The 25594-nt window shown below is 61.0% G+C and carries 17 protein-coding genes, 1 pseudogene and 1 riboswitch; of the genes and pseudogenes, 13 read left to right on the forward strand and 5 right to left on the reverse strand.

Annotated elements, in window-relative coordinates; all coding sequences use genetic code 11:
* The first annotated feature begins 172 nt into the window (after window positions 1-172).
* Complete coding sequence (locus BAD_RS00450) at window positions 173-3169, forward strand: ABC transporter permease (protein WP_041777203.1); 2997 nt, start codon at window positions 173-175, stop codon at window positions 3167-3169.
* An 18-nt stretch (window positions 3170-3187) separates the two neighbouring features.
* Here the strand turns inward: BAD_RS00450 and BAD_RS00455 are convergent, their stop codons facing one another.
* Window positions 3188-4654: a cation:proton antiporter gene (locus tag BAD_RS00455; protein ID WP_041777204.1), complete on the reverse strand. Its 1467-nt coding sequence runs from the start codon at window positions 4652-4654 to the stop codon at window positions 3188-3190.
* Between the two features lie 927 nt (window positions 4655-5581).
* Here BAD_RS00455 and BAD_RS08680 point away from each other — a divergent pair.
* Window positions 5582-6100, forward strand: a pseudogene (locus BAD_RS08680) (class C sortase); the annotation flags it as partial.
* 223 nt (window positions 6101-6323) lie between these two features.
* Entirely contained in the window at window positions 6324-7892 is a 1569-nt protein-coding gene (locus tag BAD_RS00465; protein ID WP_041777205.1) for an amino acid permease, read from the forward strand.
* 180 nt (window positions 7893-8072) lie between these two features.
* Here the strand turns inward: BAD_RS00465 and BAD_RS00470 are convergent, their stop codons facing one another.
* The 3 genes from BAD_RS00470 to thiS all read right to left on the reverse strand — a co-directional run bounded on the left by BAD_RS00470 (window position 8073) and on the right by thiS (window position 10098).
* Window positions 8073-8987, reverse strand: coding sequence for a thiazole synthase (locus BAD_RS00470; RefSeq protein WP_011742635.1), 915 nt, complete (start codon window positions 8985-8987; stop codon window positions 8073-8075).
* 150 nt (window positions 8988-9137) lie between these two features.
* Window positions 9138-9851 carry a sulfur carrier protein ThiS adenylyltransferase ThiF gene (gene thiF / locus BAD_RS00475; protein WP_003807371.1) on the reverse strand — a complete coding sequence of 238 codons (714 nt, stop codon included), beginning with the start codon at window positions 9849-9851 and terminating at the stop codon, window positions 9138-9140.
* A gap of 52 nt (window positions 9852-9903) precedes the next feature.
* Window positions 9904-10098 (reverse strand): sulfur carrier protein ThiS, encoded by a 195-nt coding sequence (thiS, locus tag BAD_RS00480; RefSeq protein ID WP_003807372.1) that lies wholly within the window; start codon window positions 10096-10098, stop codon window positions 9904-9906.
* Window positions 10099-10326: 228 nt separating this feature from the next.
* Window positions 10327-10430, reverse strand: a riboswitch (TPP riboswitch).
* Between the two features lie 104 nt (window positions 10431-10534).
* Here thiS and BAD_RS00485 point away from each other — a divergent pair.
* The 5 genes from BAD_RS00485 (at window position 10535) to BAD_RS00505 (ending at window position 17114) form a co-directional block, all read left to right on the forward strand.
* A complete protein-coding gene (locus tag BAD_RS00485; protein ID WP_172458537.1) occupies window positions 10535-11557 on the forward strand; it encodes an aldo/keto reductase in 1023 nt (340 codons plus the stop codon).
* A 183-nt stretch (window positions 11558-11740) separates the two neighbouring features.
* Window positions 11741-12232, forward strand: a complete 492-nt coding sequence (locus BAD_RS00490) for a MarR family winged helix-turn-helix transcriptional regulator (RefSeq protein WP_011742637.1) — start codon at window positions 11741-11743, stop codon at window positions 12230-12232.
* 126 nt (window positions 12233-12358) lie between these two features.
* Window positions 12359-14110, forward strand: coding sequence for an ABC transporter ATP-binding protein (locus BAD_RS00495; RefSeq protein WP_011742638.1), 1752 nt, complete (start codon window positions 12359-12361; stop codon window positions 14108-14110).
* Window positions 14111-14121: 11 nt separating this feature from the next.
* A complete protein-coding gene (locus BAD_RS00500) occupies window positions 14122-15963 on the forward strand; it encodes an ABC transporter ATP-binding protein (protein ID WP_011742639.1) in 1842 nt (613 codons plus the stop codon).
* Window positions 15964-16133: 170 nt separating this feature from the next.
* Entirely contained in the window at window positions 16134-17114 is a 981-nt protein-coding gene (locus BAD_RS00505; RefSeq protein WP_011742640.1) for an aldo/keto reductase, read from the forward strand.
* 84 nt (window positions 17115-17198) lie between these two features.
* On the opposite strand, the gene BAD_RS00510 is transcribed toward BAD_RS00505, so the two are convergent.
* Window positions 17199-18251, reverse strand: coding sequence for an FAD:protein FMN transferase (locus tag BAD_RS00510; protein WP_041777206.1), 1053 nt, complete (start codon window positions 18249-18251; stop codon window positions 17199-17201).
* Window positions 18252-18777: 526 nt separating this feature from the next.
* On the opposite strand from BAD_RS00510, the gene BAD_RS00515 reads away from it, so the two are divergent.
* The 5 genes from BAD_RS00515 (at window position 18778) to BAD_RS00535 (ending at window position 25582) form a co-directional block, all read left to right on the forward strand.
* Window positions 18778-20463: an FTR1 family iron permease gene (locus tag BAD_RS00515; RefSeq protein WP_231837110.1), complete on the forward strand. Its 1686-nt coding sequence runs from the start codon at window positions 18778-18780 to the stop codon at window positions 20461-20463.
* Window positions 20464-20524: 61 nt separating this feature from the next.
* Entirely contained in the window at window positions 20525-21184 is a 660-nt protein-coding gene (locus BAD_RS00520; protein ID WP_011742643.1) for an iron transporter, read from the forward strand.
* Window positions 21185-21450: 266 nt separating this feature from the next.
* The gene (locus BAD_RS00525; protein ID WP_011742644.1) at window positions 21451-22722 is read left to right on the forward strand and encodes a DUF2318 domain-containing protein; all 1272 of its coding nucleotides are present in this window, start codon (window positions 21451-21453) and stop codon (window positions 22720-22722) included.
* Window positions 22723-22747: 25 nt separating this feature from the next.
* The gene (locus tag BAD_RS00530) at window positions 22748-24247 is read left to right on the forward strand and encodes an ABC transporter permease (protein ID WP_011742645.1); all 1500 of its coding nucleotides are present in this window, start codon (window positions 22748-22750) and stop codon (window positions 24245-24247) included.
* Between the two features lie 30 nt (window positions 24248-24277).
* The gene (locus BAD_RS00535) at window positions 24278-25582 is read left to right on the forward strand and encodes an ABC transporter permease (protein WP_011742646.1); all 1305 of its coding nucleotides are present in this window, start codon (window positions 24278-24280) and stop codon (window positions 25580-25582) included.
* Window positions 25583-25594 lie beyond the last annotated feature (12 nt).

Raw genomic sequence — 25594 nt, forward strand, 5'->3', positions numbered from 1 at the left:
TTCCGGAATGTCTGGTTTGCTTAACGGGTTGTTTGGTTTAGAAGTTCGATTCGCGCGATTGCTGTGCGATTCGAACGCGCGATTTGGACACGTGTTGCGGATGTGCGGTTTGGCGCGTCTTTCCAAGCTTCATGGTGTTCAATGGAATGAGGGGCTACGAACGGAGGTCGACATGGCATTCGTCAAGGACATGCTGCGAATGTGGGCGCATTCGTGGAAAAGATTCATTTCCATCGCCATGATCACGTTGCTCGGTGTGGCCGTGCTCACCGGCATTTACGCGGGCTGCCGTGACGCGTTCCGCAGCACCGATCGCTTTTTCGACGCGCAGGGCCTGCACGACGTCCAGGTGCTGTCCACTGCGGGCCTGTCGAACGGCGATATCGCCGCGTTGCGCAAGGTGAACGGTGTTGCGAAAGTGCAGGCGGAACGGTCGCAGGAAGTGACGTTCGATTTGGACGGCCGCAAGTCGGCGACCATGCAGGAAATCGGCACGAACGGCATTGACCAGCCATACTTGCAGGAAGGGCGCATGCCGAAGAAAGCCGGCGAAATCGCGGTAACCAGGAAATTTATTCGCGATTCGGGCAAGCGTATCGGCAGCCGCCTCACCGTAACCCCCGAATCGGCTTCCTCCGATACTTCCGATACGAACGATACGAACGGTGCGGACGGCACGAATGAAACGAACGGCACGGACGAGGCGCCGAGCTTCCCGACCAAGCTCACCATCGTGGGCGTGGTGCTCGATCCGCAGAACCTGAGCAACCCGGACGGCTACTCCGCCATGACCTCGTTCCGTTCCACCGCCACCACCGACTACACGTTCTTCGCGCCGTCCGATGGCGTGACCGGCACCCTCTACACGTCCGCCACGCTGCTCGTCAAGGGTGCGGCCGCCGAAAGCACGTTCGACGAATCGTACGAAAACACCGTCAAGCAGGTGACCGACCGCATCGACGGCACCGTGAAAACCGACCGCCAGAAGGCCCGTCGGCAGGAACTGCTCGACGCGGGCAACAAGAAGATCGCCGACGCGCGTGCGGAAGCCGACAAGAAGTTCGCGGACGCGCAGTCGCAAATCGACGCGAATCGGCAGCAATTCAACCAGCAGGTCGACCAGATTGTCAGCATGCAGGCGGGCGCGGCAGCTGCGGGAGCTGCGGCAAACGGCGCGAACGCAGGTGCGGCGGCGGCCGCAGGTGCAACTACCCCCCAACTTGACGAAACCACGCGTGAAACAATGCGTGAAACCATCATCGCCGCTAGTCCCGAACTGACGCAAGCCAAGCAGCAGCTCGACCAGGCGCAATCGCAATTGAACGAGCAGAAGGCAAGTACCGAACATACGCTGAAAACCAAGGAAAACGAGCTGAAAACCAGCATTCCGCAAGTGCGCTGGTATGTGCAGGACCGGCAGTCGCTCGGCGGGTTCAGCGCGCTCAAATCCGACCTCGACTCCATCCAGTCGCTCGGCAACGCGTTCCCGATTGTGTTCCTGCTGGTGGCCGTGATGATGAGCCTGACCGCCATGGCGCGCATGGTCGAAGAGGACCGCTCGCTCATCGGCACGTACGTGGGGCTCGGCTACGGGCGGCTGGCGGTCGCGTTGCGCTACCTGCTGTTCGCGTTGCTCGCCTGCCTCATCGGCGGCGGCCTCGGCCTGATCGCCGGCTTCCTTGGCATTCCTGCGTTCCTGCTGGTCGTATTGCAAGGCATGTATGTGATGCCCGGTCTGCGATTGGAATACGACTGGCTGTACGGCTCGCTCGGCATCGCGCTGTTCGTGGTCGGCGTGCTCGCCGCCACCATCTACGCGTGCGTGCAGGAAATGAGGCAGACGCCCGCCTCGCTGCTGCGTCCGAAAGCGCCGCGCGCCGGCTCGCGCATTCTGCTGGAACGGATTCGGCCGGTCTGGAATCGCATGGGCTTCCTCGGCAAAGTGACCGCGCGCAACATCTTCCGCTTCAAGTCGCGCCTCATCATGACGGTCGGCGGTGTGGCCGGCTGCACCGCGCTGATCGTCTGCGGCCTGGCCATCAACGACACCGTCGCAGACCTCGGCATCAAGCAATACCGCGACATCTACCAGTACGACCTGATGGTGGTTTCCGACGATTCGGGCGCGTCGGCGATGCGCACGAAAGTCGCGTCAGACGGGCGCGTCACGTCATCGCTTGACGTGCGCATAGAGTCGGGCGATTTGACGGTTGCGGGCAGTGGCGACGGTGACAGCGGCAAGGCCGGCAGCAGCGGCAGCGAAAGCATCCAGCTGGTCGCGGTGCCGGAAAAGCATCTGTCCGATTTGGGCGAAATGGTCACGTTGCAGCCGGTCTCGTCCGGCATACTGGGCACGTCCGGCGTCGGCAAAACCGGTTCGCTGAAACTCGATGACGATGGCGTGATCGTCGCGCAATCGGCGGCAAGCGCGCTGGGCGTCAAGGCCGGTTCCAAGGTGCGACTGACCAACGGTGACGGCGTGCAGGCGACGGCGAAGGTGAGCGCGGTGAATCGCAACCTCATCGGCTCGGATGTGTATGTAAGCGAAACCTACTACGCCAAGCTTTTCGACTCGAAAGACGCGAAGAACACCAAGAATTCCAAGAGTTCCGAGGATTCCGAGGCTCTGACGTGGAACGCCATGCTCGCCAAGCTTTCCGGCTCCGACACTTCGCAAACCGACTATGCGGAATCGCTCGAAGAGGACAGTTCGGTGATGAAGGCCGTAAGTTGCGCGCATATGGCCGACAGCTTCAAATTCGACCTCATGGGCGCGGTGGTGGCGCTGATCGTGGCGCTCGCCGGCGGTCTGGCGCTTGTGGTGCTGTTCACGCTCGCCAACACGAACGTGTCAGAACGCGTGCGCGAGATGGCCACGCTCAAGGTGCTTGGCTTCTTCGACCGCGAAGTGCACCATTACGTGAACCGTGAGATGATGATCCTCACCGTCATGGGCGTGATACTGGGTCTGCCGCTCGGCCGGCTCGTCGGCGGCATGCTGACGATGGCGCTCAACATGCCCTCGTTGTATTTCGAGGTGGAGGTCAAGCCGCTGAGCTACGTGATCGCGGCCGTGGCGACCATGGCCTTCGCGCTGCTCGTGCAGCTGTTCGTCAACCCCGTCCTCGACCGCATCGACCCCATCAGCTCCCTCAAGTCCGTGGAGTAGCGCTCCTCCGAAGCCCTCTCAGTTCTTCGGGTAGCGGTAGTTGTGGGGGAGTTGGGTGGTGAGCTGCGGGTTCAGGCCGAGTTCCTTGAGTTGGCGGTCGATTTCGAGGCGCGCACGTTCCACAAGTTCGGCGCGACGGCTGTCCAAACCGTTCAGCCCCTCCTGCTTTTCCAGCGATTCCAACGTCTCCGCCATACGCTTGAGCCGGTCCTGATGGTGCAGCAGCGCGCGTACCTGCGCATGTTCGCGTACGATCGTCCGCCAATCGGATGGCGTGTGCGCGATCTCCCGAACCGCGGTGACCGGATGTACGTCGGCCACCTGATATGTGATCGAGCCGAGCAGCGGCATCAGGAACACCGTGATCGCGCCGGCTGCGACCAGTGTCGACGCGGTGTCGCTTTGCATGGTGCCGACCTTCACCGCCAGCGACGTGACGGCGACGATGATCGGCAGCGCGGTCGTGCAATACAGGGCTACGGTGACGCGGTGATGCGATGACAGCGGATTCTTGCGTTTGTCGAGCGATAGCGCAAGATATACGGGCACCGCGCGAATCAGCATGAGCATGACGATGAACGCGACGAGCAGTGCGGGCCGTCCTGCCACGGCGCGCACGTTGATCGCGGCGCCTGACACCACGAAGAACACAGGAATAAGGAAGCCGTAGCCGACGCCTTCCAGTTTCATTTCCAGCGACTTGCTGCCGTCGGGGATGATGTAACGCAGGATGAAGCCTGCGGCGAACGCGCCGAGCACCGCGTCAAGTTCGAACAGTGCGGAAATGGTGACAAGGAAGATGAGCAGGAATGTGGTCAGTCGCATGAGCGTTTGCGATGACGTGTTCGCGTTTTCCGTAAGGAAACGGTACAGGCGATGGCCGGTTTTCAGTGCTTTCGTAGGTAGCATCGCGCACAGTAGGCAGATGGCGAGGAACGCGCCGAGCACGAGCATGGTCTGCCAGCCGGTTCGGGTGGATAGCAGGATGGCCATGGCGAGGATTGGGCCGAGTTCGCCCCACGTTCCGTACGAGATGATGGCGTCGCCGATGGGGGTGCCTTCGAGGTTGCGTTCCTTGAGAATCGGCATGAGCGTGCCGAGAGCGGTGGTGGTAAGTGCGATTACCGTGGCGATGCCGTTGATGCCTTGCTTGGTGAAGAACGGAAGGAATGTCACGACCAGCCAGGCGAGGCCTAGCGTGATTCCCCATGTAAGCAGTCCGACTTTGCCTTGATGTCCGGCGAGTCGTTTGGGGTCGATTTCGTAGCCGGCGAGCAGGAACAGGAACGCCATGCCGAGCTCGTTCAAGAGTTTCACGGCGTCGTTCACTTCGATTATGCCTAGTCCGTACGGGCCGAGCGTGGCTCCGGCGGCGAGCAGCAGTACGGTTTGTGGAATGAATCTTCCCGGAATCAGCTGCGCCACAATCGGGCTGACGGCCGCCACCGCCATGATGATAGTCAGGGAAACAAGCTCTTGCGTCATACCGTCGAGCCTAGTGAGCCATTGTGACCGGAGGTTGAAGAATGTGATTTCCGCTATCTGTGGCAGGTTTCTTCGGGGAAACCGACCTAGGGGGCATGATTCCTACCCCCCCTAGGTCTGGATTTGCTCAAGGGACCTGCCACACATAACGCAAATCGTTTTCTTGTGAAGGGCGAATCTGCCACATATAGCACGTTTCACGACATTAAGGGGGTCGGTCGCGTTTGCGAGGCGGCCAACCCCCGGTTCTCGTCCGCCGCGCGCACCGCCCGCCCGCCAAATGCTATCTAGCTTATAGATGACGGGTGGTTCGCCCCATTTGCCAGTTCGGGGGTATAAATCATACCCCCGAACCGCCTATTCTCGTCTAGCGCCCGCCATCTATAAGCGAAATACCTTTCCGCAAAGCCCCAAATCCGCCATCTATAAGCCAGATAGACCCATCAGTTTGACCATGGATAGACTCGGTTAGAGATGCTCTTGGCAAAAATGCCAATTTCGGCCTCCTGCAAGGGTTTTGCTGGGGCTAACCCGCGATTTGCATAAAACCTAACCCACGATTTGCGTAAGTCCTAACCCATGATTTGCGTAAAACGTGGTTCGCTCAGAGCTGTGGCCGGAGACCGTCCAAGTTCGACCGACATTATCGGAATCGTCAGGGAAGAAGGCACGCGGGCGGAGTGCAATATAATGTTCCCTATGGCTGGCAGTTCAAGGGGGCAAGACTGATGGCAGTTTTTCCGCATGGGAGCGCGCGGCGGGTCGAGAAGCGACGGTCCGCAGCAAATTAAGGACTTACGCGCCGACGATTTTTATGGCGATTCGCACGATGGCAACGACGGCTCGCGCGGTCCGCACGACACCACGCGCAACACCTGCACCTACACCCTCCCGACTTTCGCGGAGGCGACCGACGCGTCCGAAGCGATGCGCGAGCGTCGCGCGGATCGCAACAAGTCCATTGCCATGCGCGTGCTTGCGGCGGTGCTGATTCTTACCGCGCTCGGCATTGGCATGTTTCCGAGAGTGTTGCAATACCGTTCGGCGCGCGAGCTGGCGAGCACGTCGGCGCGTTCCGAAAAGCGCGTGGCGGGCTGGCCATACCCGCAGGCCGATGAGGCGTTCGCCGCGGCCAGGGAGTACAACAAGCGACTTGCCAAGTCGGGGCAGCCGGTGATTGGCGAGGCGAAGGATCCGCTCGCCGAACTGTATGACGATCCGCAGAATGCAGCCAACAACGCCAGCGCCGACGGCTCAGACAACTCCAGCGACTCCGCCAGCGCCAAAGACACGGAATATCAAAGCCTGCTCGACTCCGGCGATGGCGTGATGGGGGCCATCCGTATTCCGAAGATTTCCGTGAACCTGCCGGTTTACCACGGCACGTCCGAGCTGACGCTTGCGTCCGGCGCGGGTCACCTGTACGGCAGTAGCCTGCCGGTGGGCTCGACTCCGAAACCGCCATCAGCATCATCGGACAGCAGGCCCGCCGCATCGACGAGGTGCAGCGCGAAAACGAAGACCTCCGCGCCAAACTCGACGAGCTGACCGCCTAGCCCGCTCATTCTTCATCATGCCGGCTTCTGTTCCTCCCAACAGAGCCGGCAAGCGTCATCTGTCAGACAAAAGCGGGCGCATTGGGCGGTTCCCGCGGTAGGGTGTGACCATTATGACTTTAGGGAATACGAATACCGGGAAGGCCGGCACAAACACGCAAGCTGCCGACGCGTCTGACGCAACGCAGAACGCGCAAAGCACACAATCGCATATCAAATCCGTCGAAAGCCTCGACAAAGACAACGACATGGAACGCGGCCTGAAAAATCGCCATGTCCAATTCATCGCCATCGGCGGAACCATCGGCACTGGCCTGTTCCTCGGCTCCGGCAAATCGATTGCGCTGACCGGACCAAGCATCATCTTCGTGTACATCGGCGTGGGCCTCATCATGTTCCTGCTCATGCGCGCCATCGGCGAAATGATGTACAGCGACCCAAGCCAGCACACCTTCATCAACTTCATCACCCGCTACCTCGGCCGCGCGTGGGGCAAATTCGCCGGCTGGACGTACTGGATTGTGCTCATCCTGACCGGCATGACCGAAATCACGGCCGTCAGCACCTATTTCGTCACGTTCTTCGGCACGTTCGGCATTGACCTCAACGCGTGGAAATGGCTTATCGAACTGTGCTTCCTTGTGGCGCTCACCGGCATCAATCTCATTGCCGTGAAAGTGTTCGGCGAGGCGGAATTCTGGTTCTCCATGATCAAAATCACGCTGATTGTGGGTCTGATTGTCACCGCCGTGGTGATGCTGTTCCTCGGTTTCAGCTACCCGGCCACGCATATCGAAGGCGTGGACGGCACGGTTTCCGGTGCCACTGTGAGCCTTACGAACATTGCCGACGGCTTCCAGCTCGCGCCGAACGGCTGGATGAACTTCTTCATGAGCTTCCAGATGGTGTTCTTCGCCTACCAGCTCATCGAATTCGTGGGTGTGACCGTGTCCGAAACCCAGAACCCGCGCAAAGTGCTGCCGAAAGCCGTCAACGAGCTGATCATGCGCATCCTCATCTTCTACGTGGGCGCGCTCGTGGCCATCATGGCGATCGTGCCGTGGCGCAACTTCCACCAGAACGCGGACGGCTCGTTCGGCTCCCCGTTCATCATGGTGTTTAAGTACGCGGGCCTCGACTGGGCTGCCGCGCTCGTGTTCTTCGTGGTGATCACCGCAGCCGCGTCAGCGCTTAACTCGCTGATCTACTCGGCTGGACGCCATCTGTACCAGCTCGCGCAGGATTCCGAATCGCCCGCCATGCAGCGTCTCGGCGAAGTGTCGGACCGCAAGGTTCCGGCGAAGGCGATTATCGTGTCCGGCTGCATGATCCTGTTCTCCCCGCTGATCAACGCGATTCCGGGCGTTTCCGGCGCGTTCGTGCTGTTCGCCTCGGCCGCCAGCGCCGTCGTGATCTTCATTTACATTCTGACGATGCTTGCTCACCGCCGCTACCGTCAAAGCGCCGACTTTCTGCCGGACGGCTTCGTGATGCCGGCCTGGCAGGTGTGCGATTGGATTGCGGTCGCGTTCTACGTGGTCGTGTATGTCACGTTGTTCCTGTCTTCCGACACGCTCGGTTCCGCAGTCGCCGGCCTGGTCTGGTTTGTCGTGTTCGGTGGCTACTGCCTGCTGCACGAGCGGTTCCAGAACCGCGACCTGAAGGCGGCTCTAGGGAAGTAGACGTATTGCCTGTCGCTGCGGTATGCGTGGCATGCGCGTGTTGCGCTACGTGCCGCGCATCTGACGAAAGAGGGTCGGTGGAAACCTTGCGAAAATGTGCGTCTCCACCGACCCTCGTCGTGTAATCGCAATAAAACAGTGCGAAACGTTAGTGCACGAATCGTACGAAACCGACGCGAATCAGCCGATGTAGTCGGCCTCGTTCGTTGGGCTGGACGGCACGGCATGATCTTCCGTAACCTTGCCCAAGCCAGACAAATACGCTTCACGACCAGCTTCGATCGCCTTCTTGAACGCGCGTGCCATCAGCGGAATATTGCCGGCGGAAGCGATGGCCGTGTATGCCATCACCGCGTCCGCGCCCATTTCCATGGCTTCCGCAGCCTGGCTCGGACGGCCAATACCAGCGTCGATAATCACCGGAACATTGGAATTCTTGATAATCACTTCAATGAAATCGCGTGCACGCAGACCCTTATTCGAGCCGATCATCGCGCCAAGCGGCATCACGCAAGCCGCACCTGCGTCTTCAAGACGCTTCGCCGCAATCGGATCGGGGAACATGTACGGCATGACCACGAAGCCTTCTTTTGCCAGCTGTTTCGTGGCTTTGATGGTTTCCTCATTGTCGGGCAGCAGATACTTCGCCTCATGCTCGATCTCCACCTTCACGAAGTCCGTCTGGCACACTTCGCGCGCGAGACGGGCAATACGCACCGCTTCCTCTGCATTGCGTGCGCCGGACGTGTTCGGCAGCATGGTGATGCCCTTCGGAATGTAGTCGAGCAGGTTGTTTTCGGTGGTGCGGCAGCGGCGCAGCGCCATGGTGACGATCTGCGTGCCCGCGTTCTCGATGGTCGCCTTGATGAGGTTCAGGTCGTAACGGCCGGAACCGAGGATGAAACGGCTCGTGAACTTGTGCCCGCCGAGGATCAGCGGGTCGGCGTCGCCGGTGGCGATCTCGTCGTACGCATGAGCGTCCGGCTCCGGCAGGATCGCCGTGTTCGTGGTGGTGCCGACCAGCTCGTCGAGCGTGGCGTTCGGTGCGGCCGCGACGTCGGCGGCTGCGGTGGTGATGGTGTTTTCGGTGCTCATCGTCGGTTCCTTTCGTTGGGGTGTTTGTTGTTGTTGCGATTGCTGTGCTGCTGTTGTGTTGCCGTTGCGTCGCTGTTGTGTTGTGTGCAACGTGCGTTTGTAATCGCAATAAAAATTTCGATTACGGCAGTGGAGTAACGTAGCAGTGCGTCAGGCGTCTTCCTCGCCGAGGATCAGTCGCGTGATCATGTTCGCTTCGTGGCAGGCGACCACGCCCACGCGCGGCGCCATCAGGCCGGCACCCGGTACCGGAGCCGTCTCGCCATCGCCACAGAAGTAGAAGTTCTTCGAAACGCGACGCGTGCTCACCAGGTTGGAGCTGCGGAAGCCGGCCATGCCGGACGCGCTGACGAGCTTCTTGCCCGGCAGATTCTCCAGCACCGCGTTGACGAGCATCGTCTTGTTTTCCGGCACGTCGAACGCCTCGCAGATGATGTCCTCGTTTTCGAACAGCGTCGGCACGTTCTCGTCGGTCACCTTGACGGTGTCGATGGTGATGTCCGTGAACGGGTTGATTTGGCGCAGATTGCTGCGCAGCGCCTCCGTCTTGTACTGGCCGAGGTCCTTCAGGAAATACTGCTGGCGATTCAGGTTCGTCATATCCACGCGGTCGAAGTCGATCAAGTGCAGGTGGCCGACGCCGATGCGGGTCAGCGCCACCGCGATGGTGGAGCCGAGGCCGCCGCAGCCGCAGATGGCCACGTGCGCCGCGTCGAGCTTGTCCTGTGTGGCGGCCGTGTGACGGTCGAGCAGGGCTGCGCGGATCTCCTCGCGGCTGACCAAGGTGGCCGGGTCGGGCTGGTTGTCGAAAGCGTGCTGGCGGGCGTCGATCTGCGCCTGCGATGCGGATGGTTCAAAAGTCATGGTTGTTCTCGTATTCTCGTTTCCGTTCGTATGGTTTGTTTCGCTGCTGTGCTCAGCCGCCCTGCACGAACGTGACGATTTCCAACGTGTCGGTGCCCTTGAGCTGCGTCTGCGCACGCTGGGCGCGCGGCACGATCTCGCCGTTGAGCTCCACGGCCACGCGGTCGGCGCGCAGACCGCGCTGCTCCACTAGTTCGGCCACGGTGATCGGCGTGGCGACGTCCTCTTCCTTGCCGTTGATGATCATTTCGGTTCCCTTCTGTATGTCAGGCCCCACGAGTGCCGTTCCCGCCGAAACGGACGTTCAGAACTGCTTTGTGGGCTTCCGAGCGTCTGCTTCCGGTGAATCGGACATTCACGGTTGGTACGAAAAAAGGGTCGCCGAAGGAACCGTACCCTATGAGGTGGTGCGCCCCTCCGTGACCCTAATCACGCGATATTCGGTTATCGCGAACGGAAGATGAGATACGCCTTGCGGCGCGAACAACCCGTCTCCTTACGGCGGCATTACCCGCATCAAGTCCTCGGTCGAAGCTGTATGAGCTCCCTCTCAGCCTTTCGGCTCCCGTTCGGTTGTGCCTTTATCTTCGCGCAGGCGCCCGACAAGCGTGCGCCGGTTCACGTTGGGTTAGTCTTGATGTGAACATGTGCGAATCGGCTGCGTGCTTGCAAGGAAGGGGAAGATGATGATGAACGGTGAGTTGGCAGGATTTACGATTCCTCGGCTCGGCATGGGAACGATGGCTTTGGCGATTGAGGGGCGTCCGGATCGCGATACTGCGATTCGTACGATTCATGCCGGTTTGGACGCGGGTGTTCGCTATTTGGATACGGCTTGGTCGTATTATCTGCCGAGCGAGCCTGGCACTGGCACTGCGAAAGATTTGGGGTACGGCGAAAAGTTGGTGCGTGATGCGCTCGCTTCGTGGAATGGCCCCCGAGATGAAGTGCTGGTCGCCACGAAAACTGGCTATCGACGCACCATGGAGATCCCCGCTTTTGTTGCTCCTGTGTCCGATTCGCCAGAATCGGACACTCAGGGGCGGGATTCCGAGGGCTGCAGTCGTCGGCCTGGCGGGGAACGCCAGCATTTGCAGGCGGCGGGCAGTCAATACGGGTGGATGGCGGATTCGCGCCCCGAAACCATGATTCGTGACGCCAAGGAATCCGCGCTGCACTTGGGCGTCGATACGCTCGACCTGTTGTATTCGCACGGACCGGACCCGGAAGTGGCTTATGAGGACCAGGTCGGCGCGCTGAAGCAGCTGCTTAACGAGGGCGTGATCCGGTACGCGGGCATTTCCCGCGTGGACAACGCGCAGATCGACATCGCCCGCGAGATTCTCGGCGACAAGCTGATCGCCGTGCAGAACCAGTTCTCGCCCTCGCACCCCGACCCTGAGCATACGATGGAGCACTGCGCGGAACTTGGACTCGCGTTCGTGTGCTGGAGCCCCCTCGGCGGCTTCCTCGACGCGTTCGACCAGCGCGCGTACGACCCGTTCCGCACGGTCGCCGGCAACCACGGCTGCTCCTACCAGCGCGTGGTGCTCGCCTGGGAACTGAGCCGCTACGAGCGGTTGTTCACCATCCCCAGCGCCCGCAATCCGCAGGAAATCAACGATTCCTTCGCCGCCACCGAACTGACGCTCACGCAGGATGAGCTGGCGATGCTGAACGCCTCCGTCGACGCCCGTCGCGGCTGAATTCCGCGCAATACGTACGATTGGCCGCGCCCGATTCCGCACAATAATCGCGATTCGGGCCGCGGCCTTTTTCGTGCCTTCTGTAGCTTGCTCGCTGCAAAATCGCCCTGGGAATAACTTACACTGTAAAATGTTTACACTGTAAGATATTATGACGGCGATTGCGACGGAAGGAGGTGCCGCGTGGGCTTTGAAGAGGAACTGTTCCACGAATTGGCGACCAACACATGGGACAAACGCTCGCGCATGCAGCAGGAGATGGTGAAAGGCGCGAAGGGCGAACCCTTCGCCGTGCAGGAACTCTATAGGAAAGGCCCGCTGACGCCATCGCAGCTCGCCTCTTCAATGAAAACCACCACCGGACGCGTGTCTGCACTGTTGTCCGCACTGGAGAAAAAAGGCCAGATCACGCGCGAATCCGACCCTGACGATCGCCGTGTGGTGCACGTGAACCTTACCGAAGCCGGCAGGGAGCGCGCCGAACGTCAGCGCGAAAGCATGCGCGAGGCGATCTGCTGGATCTTCTCGCAAATGGGGGAGCGACGCGCGCGCGAATTCGTTGAGCTCACCGAGGAATTCACCACGTACATGTCGCTGTGCATGCCCGGCAAACCGCGCCCCACGGCGGACGAGGTCAAAGCCGCGTTCTCAGGAAACGCACAGGAAGACGCGTAGTATCTTACGCTGTAAATAATTCACAGTGTAAGTAATCGCAATCCAGTAATCGCAAAAACCGCGAAAAATCGCAAAAACTAATCGTAAGAAAACAAGCAAAACACAAAACAAGAGAAGGAACCAAGCATGCTTCGCATCGTACGATACCTCTCCAAAGCGGAGATCGGTCAGATGCTCGTCGCGCTGGTCAGCATCGTCGGTCAGATCTGGCTTGACCTGACCCTGCCGGACTACATGGCCGACATCACGCAGCTCGTCGAAACCCCCGGCAGCGAAATGCACGACATCTGGGTGGCCGGCGGCAAAATGCTGCTCGTCTCGCTCGGATCGGCGGCCTGCGCCGTCGTCACCGGCTTCATCGCCGCGCGCGTGGGCGCCTCGTTCAGCCAGCGCCTGCGTTCGCTTGAATTCAACAAGGTGGAAAGCTTCGGACCGGCGGAAATGAACCGTTTCTCCACCGCGTCGCTCATCACCCGCTCCACGAACGACATCACGCAGATCCAGATGTTCATCACCATGGGCCTCATGATGATCGTCAAAGCGCCGATCATGGCCGTGTGGGCCGTGTGCAAGATCGCAGGAAAGGGCTTCGATTGGACGCTCGCAACCGGCATCGCCGTGGCCATCCTGCTGGTGGTCATCGCCGTGCTCATGCACTTCGTCATGCCGAAGTTCAAGGCCATGCAGCGCCTGACCGACAACATCAACCTCGTGGCGCGCGAGAACCTCACCGGCCTGCGCGTGGTGCGCGCGTACAACGCCGAGGACTATCAGGAAGCCAAGTTCACCGAAGCCAACAAGGAACTCACCGAAACCCAGCTGTTCACCAACCGTGCCATGGCCATCATGATGCCGTTGATGAACACCATCATGAACGGCCTGATGCTCGCCGTCTACTGGATCGGCGCGTACCTCATCGACGCTGCCGAAGCCGTCGACAAGCTCACCACCTTCTCCGACATGGTGGTGTTCTCCAGCTACTCCATCCAGGTCATCATGAGCTTCCTGCTGCTGAGCATGGTGTTCGTGCTCTGGCCGCGCGCCGACGTGTCCGCGCAGCGCGTGCTCGAAGTCATCGACACCGAGCCGATGGTCACCGACGGCACGCAGGACGCGGGCAAGCCGGGCGAGGAAGGCGAAATCGAATTCCGCAATGTGAGCTTCGCCTACCCCGACTCGCGTCACGCCATGCTCGAAGGCGTCAATTTCAAGGCGAAGAAGGGTCAGACGGTGGCGTTCATCGGCTCGACCGGCTCCGGCAAATCGTCCCTCATCAACCTCGTGCCGCGTTTCTACGACGCCACGCAAGGCGAGGTGCTCGTCGACGGCGTCAACGTGCGCGACTACAAGCTGAAGGCGTTGCGCGACAAGATCGGCTACGTGCCGCAGCAGTCGTTCCTGTTCAAGGGAACGATCGCCAGCAACGTCGCGTACGGAGATACGGACCGCGACGACGACACCGTGCGCCGCGCATGCGACGTCGCGCAGGCGACGGAATTCATCGACAAAAAGCAGAAGAAGTACGATTCCGGCATTTCGCAGGGCGGTTCCAACGTTTCGGGCGGGCAGAAGCAGCGTCTGTCGATCGCACGCGCCGTCTACCGTCATCCGGAAATCCTGATCTTCGACGATTCCTTCTCCGCGCTCGACTTCAAAACCGACCGTGCCGTACGTGACGCGCTCGAAAAGGAAGCGAAGGATTCCACGAAACTCATCGTCGCGCAGCGCATCGGCACCATCATGAATGCCGACCGCATCATCGTGCTCGACGACGGCAAAGTGGTCGGCCAGGGCACGCACGAGGAACTGCTCGACACGTGCGAAGTGTATCGGCAGATCGCCGAATCGCAGTTGAGCGAAGACGAACTGAAGCGCTGAAAGGGGGAGACATGCCAAGAGGAATGGGACGCGGCCGTGGGGCCGTGGAAAAGCCGAAGGACTTCGGCGGAGTGATGAAGAAGCTCGTGAAATTCTGCAGCCGGTACATTCCGGTGATGATTCTCGCGCTGGTTCTGGGCGCTGCCGGCACGGTGTGCCAGATCATCGGCCCGGACAAGCTCAAGGACATGACCAACGAGATCACGAAGGGTCTGCCGGCCATGGTGCACGGCAAGCCCGTCATGAATTCGATCGATATGGACGCGGTGTCGCGCATCGCATGGCTGCTCGTCGCGCTGTACGTCGGGTACGCGCTGCTGAGCTACCTGCAAAGCTGGCTGATGGCCAACGTCACGCAACGCACGGCACAGCAGCTGCGTGAGGCGATCAGCCAGAAAATCAATCGCCTGCCGCTGAAATATTTCGACAAAGTCAGCTACGGCGACGTGCTGAGCCGCATCACCAACGACGTCGACGCGATCGGACAGACGCTCGGCCAGTCGGTCGGCTCGCTGATCACTTCGATCACGCTGTTCTTCGGCGCGCTCATCATGATGTTCTACAACAACGTGACCATGACGCTGTGCGCCATCGGCTCCGCGCTGCTCGGCCTGATCATCATGGGCGTGATCATGAAGGTGTCGCAGAAGTACTTCACCCGCCAGCAGGTGGCGCTCGGCGACGTCAACGGCCACGTCGAGGAAATGTACACCGGCCACACCGTGGTCAAGGCGTTCTGCGGCGAGGAACGCTCCATCGAGCAGTTCGAGAAGTACAACAACGACCTGTACGTGTCCGGCTGGAAAAGCCAGTTCCTGTCCGGCCTGATGATGCCGATTATGAACTTCGTCGGCAACTTCGGCTACGTGGTGGTGTGCGTGGTCGGCGCGGCGCTCGCCATGGACGGCAATATCGAATTCGGCGTGATCGTGGCGTTCATGATGTATATCCGCCTGTTCACGCAGCCGCTGTCCCAGTTCGCGCAGGCGTTCCAGAACCTGCAGCGCTGCGCGGCCGCATCCGAACGCGTCTTCGGCTTCCTTGAGGAGCCGGAACTGTCCGACGAAACCGGCAAGCAGGCGCTGCTCGGCGTCGGTGCGGACGGCAAGCCGCAGCCGGTGCGCGGCGACGTGGAATTCAGCCACGTGCGCTTCGGCTACGATGCGGACAAGACCATCATCAACGACTTCTCCGCGTCCGTGAAGGCCGGCCAGAAGGTGGCCATCGTCGGCCCGACCGGCGCCGGCAAGACCACGATGGTGAACCTGCTGATGCGCTTCTACGAGATTTCCGGTGGCACGATTTCGATCGACGGCATCGACACCAAGTCCGTGCCGCGTTGGAACGTGCACGACCAGTTCTCCATGGTGCTGCAGGACACGTGGGTGTTCCGTGGAACAGTGCGTGAAAACATCGCGTATTCGAAGAAGGACGTCACCGACGAGCAGATCGTGGCCGCATGCAAGGCCGTCGGCCTGCACCACTACATCATGTCGTTGCCGAACGGCTACGACACCGTGCTCGACGACAAGGCGTCGCTTTCCCAGGGCCAGCGCCAGCTGCTGACGATCGCCCGCGCGATGGTGGAGGACGCGCCGATCCTGATCCTCGACGAGGCCACCTCCTCGGTCGATACACGCACCGAGGAGCTGATCCAGAAGGCGATGGACGCGCTGACCGTGGGCCGCACGAGCTTCGTGATCGCGCACCGCCTGTCCACCATCCGCGACGCCGACATGATCCTGGTGATGAACGGCGGCGACATCGTGGAACGCGGCACGCACGAGGAACTGCTCGCCAAGGGCGGCTTCTACGCCGACATCTACAACAGCCAGTTCACGCTGGCCGAGTGAGGTTGGTGTGCTGACTCGCTAAAAAATCCGGAGGGACCACCCCTCCGGATTTTTGCGTTTTGGCTTCGGCATTTTTATTGTGTTGCGCTGACGGGACGGCGGATTTACCATTGAGGTGACTGACGTCAATCGATTGACGTATTTGAAAATCACAAAGAAAGTGGGCAGTCATGAAAAGCATCGAAATCGGCAAATCGGCAGTGGTCGCATCGCAGGCGGCGCTCGGCGTGATGCGCATGGACGCGCTGGATGCGGATGCTGCGGCAGAAGTCGTGCGTACGGCCGCCGAGCATGGAGTCAACTTCTTCGACACGGCGGACATCTACGGATTCAACGTCAACCGCGACCATGCCAGCTCGCGTGTGCTCGGCCGCGCGTGGAAGGACGCCGGGCTCAAGCGCGAGGACATCTTCCTGCAGACGAAGTTCGGTATCAACATCGACTTCAGCGACCCGAACAACGTGCACGCCACCCGCTACGACTTCTCCGCGAAGCACCTCATCACGCGACTCGACGAGGAACTGGAAGCGCTCGGCACTGACTACGTGGACTTCGCGCTCCTGCACAGGCCCGACACCCTGATGGAGGCCGAAGAAATCGTCGAAGCGTTCACCACCCTGCACAAGGCGGGCAAAGTGCGCCACTTCGGCGTGAGCAACGTGAACCCGTGGCAGGCGGAACTGCTGCAGTCCTGGCTCGGCGACGACCCGGCCATGAGGCTCGAGGCGAGCCAGCTGCAGTTCGGCCTGATGCACGCGCAGATGGTCAGCGACGAGCTGATGACCAACTCCGGCGCCGAAGGCATGGTCGTGGCCAACCATTCGGACGGCCTGCTGTCCTACTCGCGACTGCGCCACATGACCATCCAGGCGTGGAGCCCGTTCCAGTCCGGCACGGAATACGGCCCGTTCGTAGGCAACGAGCACTTCCCGGAGTTGAACAAGGCGCTGGACGAAAAGGCCGCCAAGTACGGTGTGAGCGCCAACGCCATCGCCACCGCATGGGTGCTCAGGCATCCGGCGAAGATCCAGATCGTGCTCGGCTCGATGAACCCCACCCGGCTGGGCGAAATGCTCGACGGCGCGGACATCGACCTCGACAAGCAGGATTGGTGGGACCTGTACGTGGCCGCCGGCAACCTCATTCCGTGAGTTTTGCTTGCGATTGGCCGGTTTGCGGTCTGCGATTGGCGGGCCGCCAACCGGCCAACCTGGCAATCAGTGACCGGTCGGCAATCAGAAGAAACGGCCGGGGAAACCGGCGCTGATGGTGGCGTGACGGTCGGCGTCCAACGTGGCGCAATCGAAAACAAAAACGCTGCGCAGTTCATTCGGGTCCGCAACGAACAGCGCCGTAGCCAACCCGTCCGCCACCGCAGTCGGATAGTCGCCAAATGACGCGGATTGCACTGCAACCCAGGCGGCTTCCGTTTGTTGCACGGGCAGGCCGTCGATGGCGTTGAGCAGGTGGTGAATCGCCAGATGCGTCTGTTCGTTCACCGCCACCTCCCAATGGCGACGGCTGGGCGCGCTCGCACAGAACGCGCCATCGCCGATCAGTGCGACGCCGACCGCGCAGGACGGATCATCCGGATCCTCAAGCGCCACACGGATCGGCTTGTTCGTGCGCGCCAGCAGATCGCCGCCCGCATCAATCACAAATTCCGGGGCAGCGCTTTCGCGTTTGCTGTCTGAGATGGAAGATTGGCATGTCGGGTTGGTCGTTTCGGCTGACTTGACATGCGATGTGCGCGAAAGTTCTGAATCGGTGAGCAATCCGCCCAGCGAATCCACCAGATAACCCTTGCCGCACGCGCCGAAATCCACATGAACCGGACTGCGTGTAACCAATGTCGTACCACTCGAACGAACCACATCACGACCCCATACGGCCCGTCCGTGCAGCGCGCCCAGGCGCTCGCCGGCGTCGGCTTCAACGGTGAAACTCAGCGCGGGATCGTAACCGAGACGGATCAGGTCCTCGCCCACGCACGGGTCGATCGCACCGCGCGTGGCGGCGTGCAGCGCGTCGTACAAATCGAATAGCGGGCCGGCCCAATCGGGAAAATCGAAATGCCCGCCATGCTTCGCATTGCCGATGTGCGCAACCAGCGAATCAGCGCGAAACCGCGAAAGCGCATGCTCGTATTCATCGATGAACCGTTCCATCTCGCCGCGCAATTCCGCAGTGATCGGGCGAGGCGTCGAAATCAGCAACCCCGTGCCGAGCGCCTTGGGGAAAGCGGCGGTGTACGGCATGCGATGCGCGAGCGGTGCGAGGGAATCCATACCCACGATGCTAGCGCGTGCCCGGCTTGGCGGAGTTCGTGCCTGGGCAACCTGATATGCGCTATATGTGGCATGAGGCATCGCCTTATTTTGATACCCCCGTAGCTTTGTATAGTTACGATTATACTAATCGTGATTATACAGACCGACGCTTTGGCATGGAGTTCGCTTCACGTTTTCGGGCGGACGGGGGTGTTGCGGAACGGCGGTGAGCGTCACAATGTGAGACGACACGCGGAAAACGGGAAAAATAAAAACGGCGGAATTCCAACGTTTTTCCATGCGCGATACAACAAGACCAATTAAAAATCAAGACTGTTATTCAAAAAAGTTTCGTTCTATCTTGGCTTCCGATGCGCGCTTCGTACGTCGGGTACGTCGGGGAAAGCGCGCCGAAAAGATTTGCGGAAGGAAGGTTCGACCCATGTCATCTCGCGTCGCGCAGCGCCATGCAGCCGGTTCCTACGATTCGTGCGATTCGCGCGTCTCGGCTTCCGGCCGTCTTGCCGCGCTCGTCGCCGCGCTGATGATCGCGCTCGCCACGCTGTTCGCCGGCACCGCGATGCCGCAGCAGGCGTCCGCCGCCGACGACAGCCAAACGAATTTCGATTCCTGGACCGCCGCTGCGCAGAACATCGCCAAGCAGCTCGCCACCGCCGAAAAAGACTACAACGACGGCGATTACGGCCAGGCCGGCACCGGCTTCCAGACCGCGCATTGGATCGGCTACGACGCCTCCAACTTCTCGAAGGCCGTCAACGACACCATTTCCGCCGACAAGCAGCAGGCGTTGCTCACACAGTTCACCGACTTGGAAGGCCTCGCCTACCAGCAGGGCCAGGGCGGCGCGATCGCCGGCAAAATCGATGCGCTGAACGCGGACCTCACCGCCACCGCGCAGACGCTCGATGGCAACGCGAACCTCGCCGACCCCAAAACCTACGCGAAGCAGCGCGCCGAACAGACCGCAGCCGAACGTAAGAAGCTCGACGCGGCCAAAAAGAACTCCTCCAAAGGCAAAGGCGACCGCACGTGGGGCGAAGTCGCCAGCGAAATGAACGTCATCCTCGACAAGGCATACAAGGCCGCCATCTCCGGCAAGGGCGCGGAAGGCTCCAGCCTCGTCAACGACGCGTACTACCAGTACTACGAAAAGCTCGGCTTCGAAAAGAACGTCATGAACGCCATCTCCGGCGACCGCGTCTCGCAGGTCGAATACCAGTTCAAAATGACCCGCAAAACCATGCGCGACGGCAGTTCAGACAAGGAAATCAAGAAGCTCGTCGACGACCTGAAAAGCTGGCTCGTCGAAGACGCGGCCACCCTCGACGGTGGCGCGGCCGGCAACGTCAACGCCTTCACCAAAGCCATCACCAGCTCCGCCGGACAGGCGTTCCTCATCCTGATCCGCGAGGGTCTCGAAGCGCTGCTGGTGGTGGCCGCCGTGGTGGCCTACCTCGTCAAATCCGGCAACCGGCGCTTCACCAAGTGGATCTACCTGGGCGTGCTCGCCGGTCTCGCCGGTTCCGGCCTGATCGCCGTGCTCTTCACGTTCCTGTTCGGCGGCTCCGGCCCGATTCAGGAAATCTCCGAAGGCGTGTGCGCGCTGATCGCCATGCTCATGCTGCTGTGGACCAGCAATTGGATGCTCAACAAAAGTTCCGTGGAAGCGTGGAACCGTTACATCCGCACCAAAACCGAGTCCGCCGTGGCCGACGCGCAAAACAAAGTCGCCGCCGGCGAAGGCGTGGGCCTGGGTATGGTCGTTTCGCTCGCCATGCTGAGCTTCCTAGCCGTGTTCCGTGAAGGCGCCGAAACCGTCATCTTCTACGAATCGATCTACTCGATGAGTCGCGACGCGCAAGGCATGTGGATCGGCGGCATCGCCGCGGGTGTGGTGCTGCTCGTCATCTTCCTCGTGCTGCGCTTCACCTCCGTAAAGATTCCGATTGGCCCGTTCTTCCTCGTTACGTCGATCCTGATGGCCGTGCTGGTCGTTATCTTCGCCGGCGGTGGCATCCACGCGCTCATCGAAGGTGACCTGATCGACGGCCACTACCTGTCCAGCGTGCCCACAAACGACTGGATCGGCCTGTATCCGTACGTCGAATGCCTTGCGGCACAAGCGATCGCGGCGATTGCCGTACTCGCGCTGTTCGCCGTCGGCTTCGCACGCAAACGCAAGTTGCGCACGCCTGACAATCGCAAGTAATACGCAAATTTTCCGAGATTTACCGATATTTTTTCCACATCCAACAACAAAGGAAAGAGAAATGAAGAACAAGAAGATCGCCGCTCTGCTCGGCATCCTGCTGGCCGGCTCCATGGCCTTCTCCCTGTCCGCATGCGGCAATTCCAGCGATTCCGCCGCTTCGGACAAGTCCAGCGCCTCCGCGTCGGCTTCGAAGGCCGACGACTCCAGCAAGGACGATTCCAGCGATTCCGCCGGTTTCGAAGAGATCCAGGTCGATGAGAAGCACTCCGACCAGGAATGCGGCCCGCTGACCGTCAACGCCGTCTACTTCCAGCCGATCGACATGGAACCGTCCGGCATGGGCCTCAAGGCCGCCGATGCGAGCTTCCACCTCGAAGCCGACATCCATGCCAACCAGAAGGGCACCGAACTCGGCTACGGCAAGGGCGATTTCGTGCCGGACCTGACCGTCAACTACGACATCATCGACAAGACCTCCAACGCGTCCGTCGCCTCCGGAACCTTCATGCAGATGAACGCCTCCGACGGCCCGCACTACGGCGCCAACGTCAAGCTCGACAAGGCCGGCGCGTACAAGCTCGTGCTGAAGATCGAATCCCCGGAGAAGAAGGGCTGGATGCTGCACGTCGATCCGGAGACGGGTGTGAAGGGACGCTTCTGGACGGAACCGATCGAGGTCACCTTCCCGGACTGGAACTATACGCCGCAGGAGTGGTGATCTCCTAGCGTAGCCCGTTCGCGGTTTCGGTATGCATTACCCGACACACTCAAGGCCGTTCGGTCAAGCTTACGGTCGGGCGATGCATACCGAAACCGCTCTCTCGCGTTTAGGGGGATGGATTCACCTCTGCGATTGTGGGGGGGGGGGTCCGGGAAATCCTCGCATTTTAGGGGAGGGATGAGAGGGGTGGGACTCTTTGGGATGGGGCGGAATGGGAATCGTTGGGCTCTTTGAGTTGGGTTTTTGGATGAAAGGATTTTGGGATGCTGCTGCAGTTTGTGACGGTGTTGCAGGGGGTGTTGGCGCCGGCGCTGCTCGTCATGGCGTTGAGCGTCATGCTCACCGTCGGTGAGGGGCGTGACAAGCCTCTGAGCGCGTACTGGCGGCTGGCCGGTTTCGTTGTTGGATTCGCCGGCGCAGTCGTATTCGCCGCGCTGCGCGCCACCGCCGTCATCACGCAACGCACGTTCGTCAACTATCCGACCCTGTGGTGCTGCGTGATCCTCGACGTGGCCGTGTTCGTCATCGTCCTGTTCGCCTGCCGCATCACCGCCGACTGGCACAACCACCGCGCGCTGCTCGACATCGCGAATCTCGTTGCGGCGCTTGCGATCGCGGCCACCACCTTTCGTGCGCTGCCCGACGTGATTCTGCGACTGACGATCTTCGTCGAGCCGGGCGATCCCATCTTCACTTCCGACATGCTGTTGCGCGCGCTCGGCTTCGCTTTGGGCGCGGCCGTCGCAATCATCGCCGCGCTTATCTTCCGCACGATGCGTTCCACCGCCGTCCGCTGGTCGTTCACGACGGCGGTGCTGCTGTTGGTCGCGCTGTTGTTCGCACAGCATTTCACCGACCTTGCGCAGATCCTCCAATCCAAACGCATCGTCAGCTTCCCGACCGCCGCCTTCCTCGCGCTCGTGTGGGGCATCAACCATCAGCGCAGCCTGACCATCGCAATGGCGCTCGTCTTCGCCATTCCGGCAATCGCCAGCATCGTCATGGGCTTCAAAGTCAAGCCGACCGGCGCCAACGAGGCGATCGCACGCACGCATATCGCATTCCGCCGCCGCGCGAAAGCGGCCGGCGCGTTCAGCCTGGTCGCCATGATCTGCGTCACCGTGGCCCTGACGTACGGCGTCGCGCAAACGCAGAAAGTCGTCACGCTGTCGCCGCCGGAAGACTACTCGCTCGCCGACGGCGTGGCCACCATCAAATTCAGCCAGATTTCCGACGGCCATCTGCACCGCTTCGAATACCGCGCGAAGGACGGCACCTCCATGCGATTCATCATCATCAAGAAGAACGGCGGCGCGTACGGCGTCGGCCTCGACGCGTGCGACAACTGCGGCGACGCCGGCTACTACGAGAAGGACGGCAAAATCATCTGCAAGAAGTGCGATGTGGCCATCAACCTCGCCACCATCGGCTTCAAAGGCGGCTGCAACCCGATACCGTTCGACTACCAGGTCAAGCCAGGCAAAATCGTCATCCAAACGTCCACGCTCGACGCGCTGTCGAGCCATTTCCAGTGAGCGCCGAGAAAGGTAAGGGGGTGCCATGTTCTTCCTGAAAATGATCTCTCGCTCGTTCAGCCGGCAGTTCAAACGCCGTCTGCTCATCGCCGTCACCGTGTGCCTGTCCGCCACCGTCAGCGTGGCCATGCTCGGCGTGGTGTTCGACGTGGGCGACAAGCTCAACGCGGAGCTGAGCACGTATGGTTCGAATATCGTCGTGCAGCCGAAGTCCGACGCTGTGGTGAGCGATTTGTACAATACCGGCGATTCTGCTGGCTCGGCTTCGGGTAGTTCGTCCGGTTCGGACGGGGGTTCCACTTCCGACGGCTCGGCTGCGGCGGACAGTGCCGACCCGACCGCGTTTCTGAAGGAGTCGGACGCGCAGAAGATCAAGACCATCTTCTGGGCGTTCAACATCACCAATTTCGCGCCGGAATTGAACATCCACGCGGATGCGGGGTGTGTCGGTTCGGGGGCTAGTTCGGCTGGCTCTGCTGGAACGGCTGGTGCGTCAGGTGCGGCTGCTTCCGCGGCGAAATGCAAGGCGACCAACGTGCCGATCGTGGGCACGTGGTTCGCGAAAACCCTGCACATGGACTCCGGCGAGTCCACCGTGGCCGGCATGAACGGCATGCGCTCATGGTGGAAAATCAACGGAACCTGGCCGAAAGACGACAGCGAGCAGGCGATGGTCGGCAGCGCGCTCGCCGCGAAACTGGGCGTGAACGTCGGTGACAGCGTTACGCTCGACAAGACGATCGCCGTCGGTGCGGACGACAATACGAACGGAGGTACCGGGAAAACCGGCAAATCCTCCACCGAACGCAATCGCGTGAAAGTGAAAATCGTCGGCATCTTCGATTCGGGCGATTCCGACAACAGCGCCATTTATATGCCGTCCATCGCCACGCAAACGCTTGCGAATCTGCCGAATTCCATCGACAAGATTGAAGTCAAGGCGCTCACCACGCCCGACAACGACCTCGCGCGCAAGGCGTCGAAGAATCCGAACGCGCTCACGCAGGACGAGTGGGAGACGTGGTATTGCACCGCGTATCCGTCGTCGATCGCGTACCAGATCGAAGAGGTGCTGCCGGGCGCGGTGGCCAAGCAGGTGCGCCAGGTGGCCGCGCTGCAGGGCGATGTGCTGAACAAGACGCAGGCGGTGATGGTGCTGATGACCGTGCTGTTGCTGGTTGCCGCCGCGATCGCCGTGGCGAACCTGATGGCCGCGTCGATTGGCGAACGCGGTTCGGAATTGGCGCTGTTGAAGGCGATCGGTGCCACGGACGGCGCGGTTTCGCGCCTTATGCTCGCCGAAACGGCGGTGATTTCGCTGGTTGGTGCGATTGCCGGCGCGCTGCTTGGCTCGGGCGTTGCACAGATCGTGGGGCACGTGGTGTTCGGCTCGGGCATCACCATGCGTCCGATGGTGTTCGTGTTGGTTTTCGTGTTGCTGGCGGTCACTGTGCTCGTGGCCTCGCTTTCGTCGATTCGGGCGATTCTGGGCTTGCGTCCGGCGGAGGTGCTGCATGGTAGGTGAGTTGTGCTTGGCTTTCGTAGGGGGTGTGCGATGACGAATCGCAAGATGTTCTTCACTATGCTGTGGGGCGCGGTGTTCCGCCGTCGCTCCCGTGCGATGATGGCCGTGATTGCGTCGCTCGTCGGCGCGGCCACGCTGTTCTGCCTTGCATCCGTGTGCGTCGCGGTGCCGCAGCAGATGAACGAGGAAATGCGCGCGTACGGCGCGAACCTGATCGTCACGCCCGCGTCCGCAACGGGCAAATCGCAAGGCATCGATACCGCAACCGTACGCAACGTGACGGCGCTCATCGGCGCCGGACACAGCGTGAAATCAGCCGCATACCGGTATGAGAGCGTGCGCATCAATTCCGCGCCGTACACCATCGCCGGCGTGGACGTGAAAGCCGTCCGCGCGCTCAATCGCCATTGGAACGTGACGGGCGACTGGCCCGGCTCGGGCAACGTGATGGTCGGCCGCGACGTTGCCGACGCGCTCGGCGTGAAGGTCGGCAGCCGCGTCACCATCGGCTACCGCGCCGCCGACGCGTCTGCTTCAGCGTCTTCTTCCGCGTCCGCAAAATCCGATTCGGACGAATCAACTGAAACGGCAGAATCGTCCGCGCAGGGCACGCAGAGTACGCAAACTACGCAAGGCGAACAGACCACGCAAGCCACGGAAAACGGCCGCGTCTCGTCCGACATCATGGATAACAACGGCACCGAATTCCGTATCGCTGGCATCGTCGATACCGGCGGCAACGAGGATTCCATCATCTACGCCACTACCGCGGACGTGTCCAAACTTGCGGGCCACGAGCGCGGCGCCGACGTGGTCGAATACTCGGTGAACGCCATGGGGGATGAGCTGAACGCCATCGTCAACAGAATCAACAAAAATACAAACACTGCCGTCAAAGCGCAGACCGTCACCAAAATCACCTCGTCCGACACCCGCATCATCGCCATGCTGCAGACCCTGTTCTGGATTGTCTCGCTCGTCGTGCTCGTGCTGACGCTCGTCGGAGTGGGCACCACCATCAGCTCCATCGTGAGCCAGCGTCGCAACGAAATCGGCCTGCGCAAAGCCCTCGGCGCCGATTCACGCGCCATCGGCGTCGAATTCTACGTGGAATCCGGCATCTACGGCTTGATCGGCGGTCTGCTCGGCACTGCTATCGGCTATGTGCTGGCGCGTGTGCTGTGCGCCACCGTCTTCGGTCGCGCGATCGGCTTCGACTGGCTGCTCGGCGCCGGATCGCTGCTGCTGAGCGTGGCGATCGCCGTCATCGCCTCCATTCCGCCGGTCCGCCGCGCCACCCGTATCGACCCCACCATCGTTTTGAGGGAGGAATAATCATGGACAACG

The sequence above is a fragment of the Bifidobacterium adolescentis ATCC 15703 genome, assembly GCF_000010425.1.
GTDB classification, from domain to species: Bacteria; Actinomycetota; Actinomycetes; order Actinomycetales; family Bifidobacteriaceae; genus Bifidobacterium; species Bifidobacterium adolescentis.

What these genes read in the sequence shown, in the direction of transcription:
- BAD_RS00515 (WP_231837110.1), top strand. Translation starts at nt 18,778, where the DNA reads ATGATCGCGCTCGCCACGCTGTTCGCCGGCACCGCGATGCCGCAGCAG.
- BAD_RS00505 (WP_011742640.1), top strand. Translation starts at nt 16,134, where the DNA reads ATGAAAAGCATCGAAATCGGCAAATCGGCAGTGGTCGCATCGCAGGCG.
- thiF (WP_003807371.1), bottom strand. Translation starts at nt 9,851, where the DNA reads ATGACTTTTGAACCATCCGCATCGCAGGCGCAGATCGACGCCCGCCAG.
- BAD_RS00520 (WP_011742643.1), top strand. Translation starts at nt 20,525, where the DNA reads ATGAAGAACAAGAAGATCGCCGCTCTGCTCGGCATCCTGCTGGCCGGC.
- BAD_RS00465 (WP_041777205.1), top strand. Translation starts at nt 6,324, where the DNA reads ATGACTTTAGGGAATACGAATACCGGGAAGGCCGGCACAAACACGCAA.
- BAD_RS00455 (WP_041777204.1), bottom strand. Translation starts at nt 4,654, where the DNA reads ATGACGCAAGAGCTTGTTTCCCTGACTATCATCATGGCGGTGGCGGCC.
- BAD_RS00530 (WP_011742645.1), top strand. Translation starts at nt 22,748, where the DNA reads ATGTTCTTCCTGAAAATGATCTCTCGCTCGTTCAGCCGGCAGTTCAAA.
- BAD_RS00510 (WP_041777206.1), bottom strand. Translation starts at nt 18,251, where the DNA reads ATGGATTCCCTCGCACCGCTCGCGCATCGCATGCCGTACACCGCCGCT.
- BAD_RS00525 (WP_011742644.1), top strand. Translation starts at nt 21,451, where the DNA reads ATGCTGCTGCAGTTTGTGACGGTGTTGCAGGGGGTGTTGGCGCCGGCG.
- BAD_RS00535 (WP_011742646.1), top strand. Translation starts at nt 24,278, where the DNA reads ATGACGAATCGCAAGATGTTCTTCACTATGCTGTGGGGCGCGGTGTTC.
- BAD_RS00470 (WP_011742635.1), bottom strand. Translation starts at nt 8,987, where the DNA reads ATGAGCACCGAAAACACCATCACCACCGCAGCCGCCGACGTCGCGGCC.
- BAD_RS00450 (WP_041777203.1), top strand. Translation starts at nt 173, where the DNA reads ATGGCATTCGTCAAGGACATGCTGCGAATGTGGGCGCATTCGTGGAAA.
- BAD_RS00495 (WP_011742638.1), top strand. Translation starts at nt 12,359, where the DNA reads ATGCTTCGCATCGTACGATACCTCTCCAAAGCGGAGATCGGTCAGATG.
- thiS (WP_003807372.1), bottom strand. Translation starts at nt 10,098, where the DNA reads ATGATCATCAACGGCAAGGAAGAGGACGTCGCCACGCCGATCACCGTG.
- BAD_RS00485 (WP_172458537.1), top strand. Translation starts at nt 10,535, where the DNA reads ATGATGATGAACGGTGAGTTGGCAGGATTTACGATTCCTCGGCTCGGC.
- BAD_RS00500 (WP_011742639.1), top strand. Translation starts at nt 14,122, where the DNA reads ATGCCAAGAGGAATGGGACGCGGCCGTGGGGCCGTGGAAAAGCCGAAG.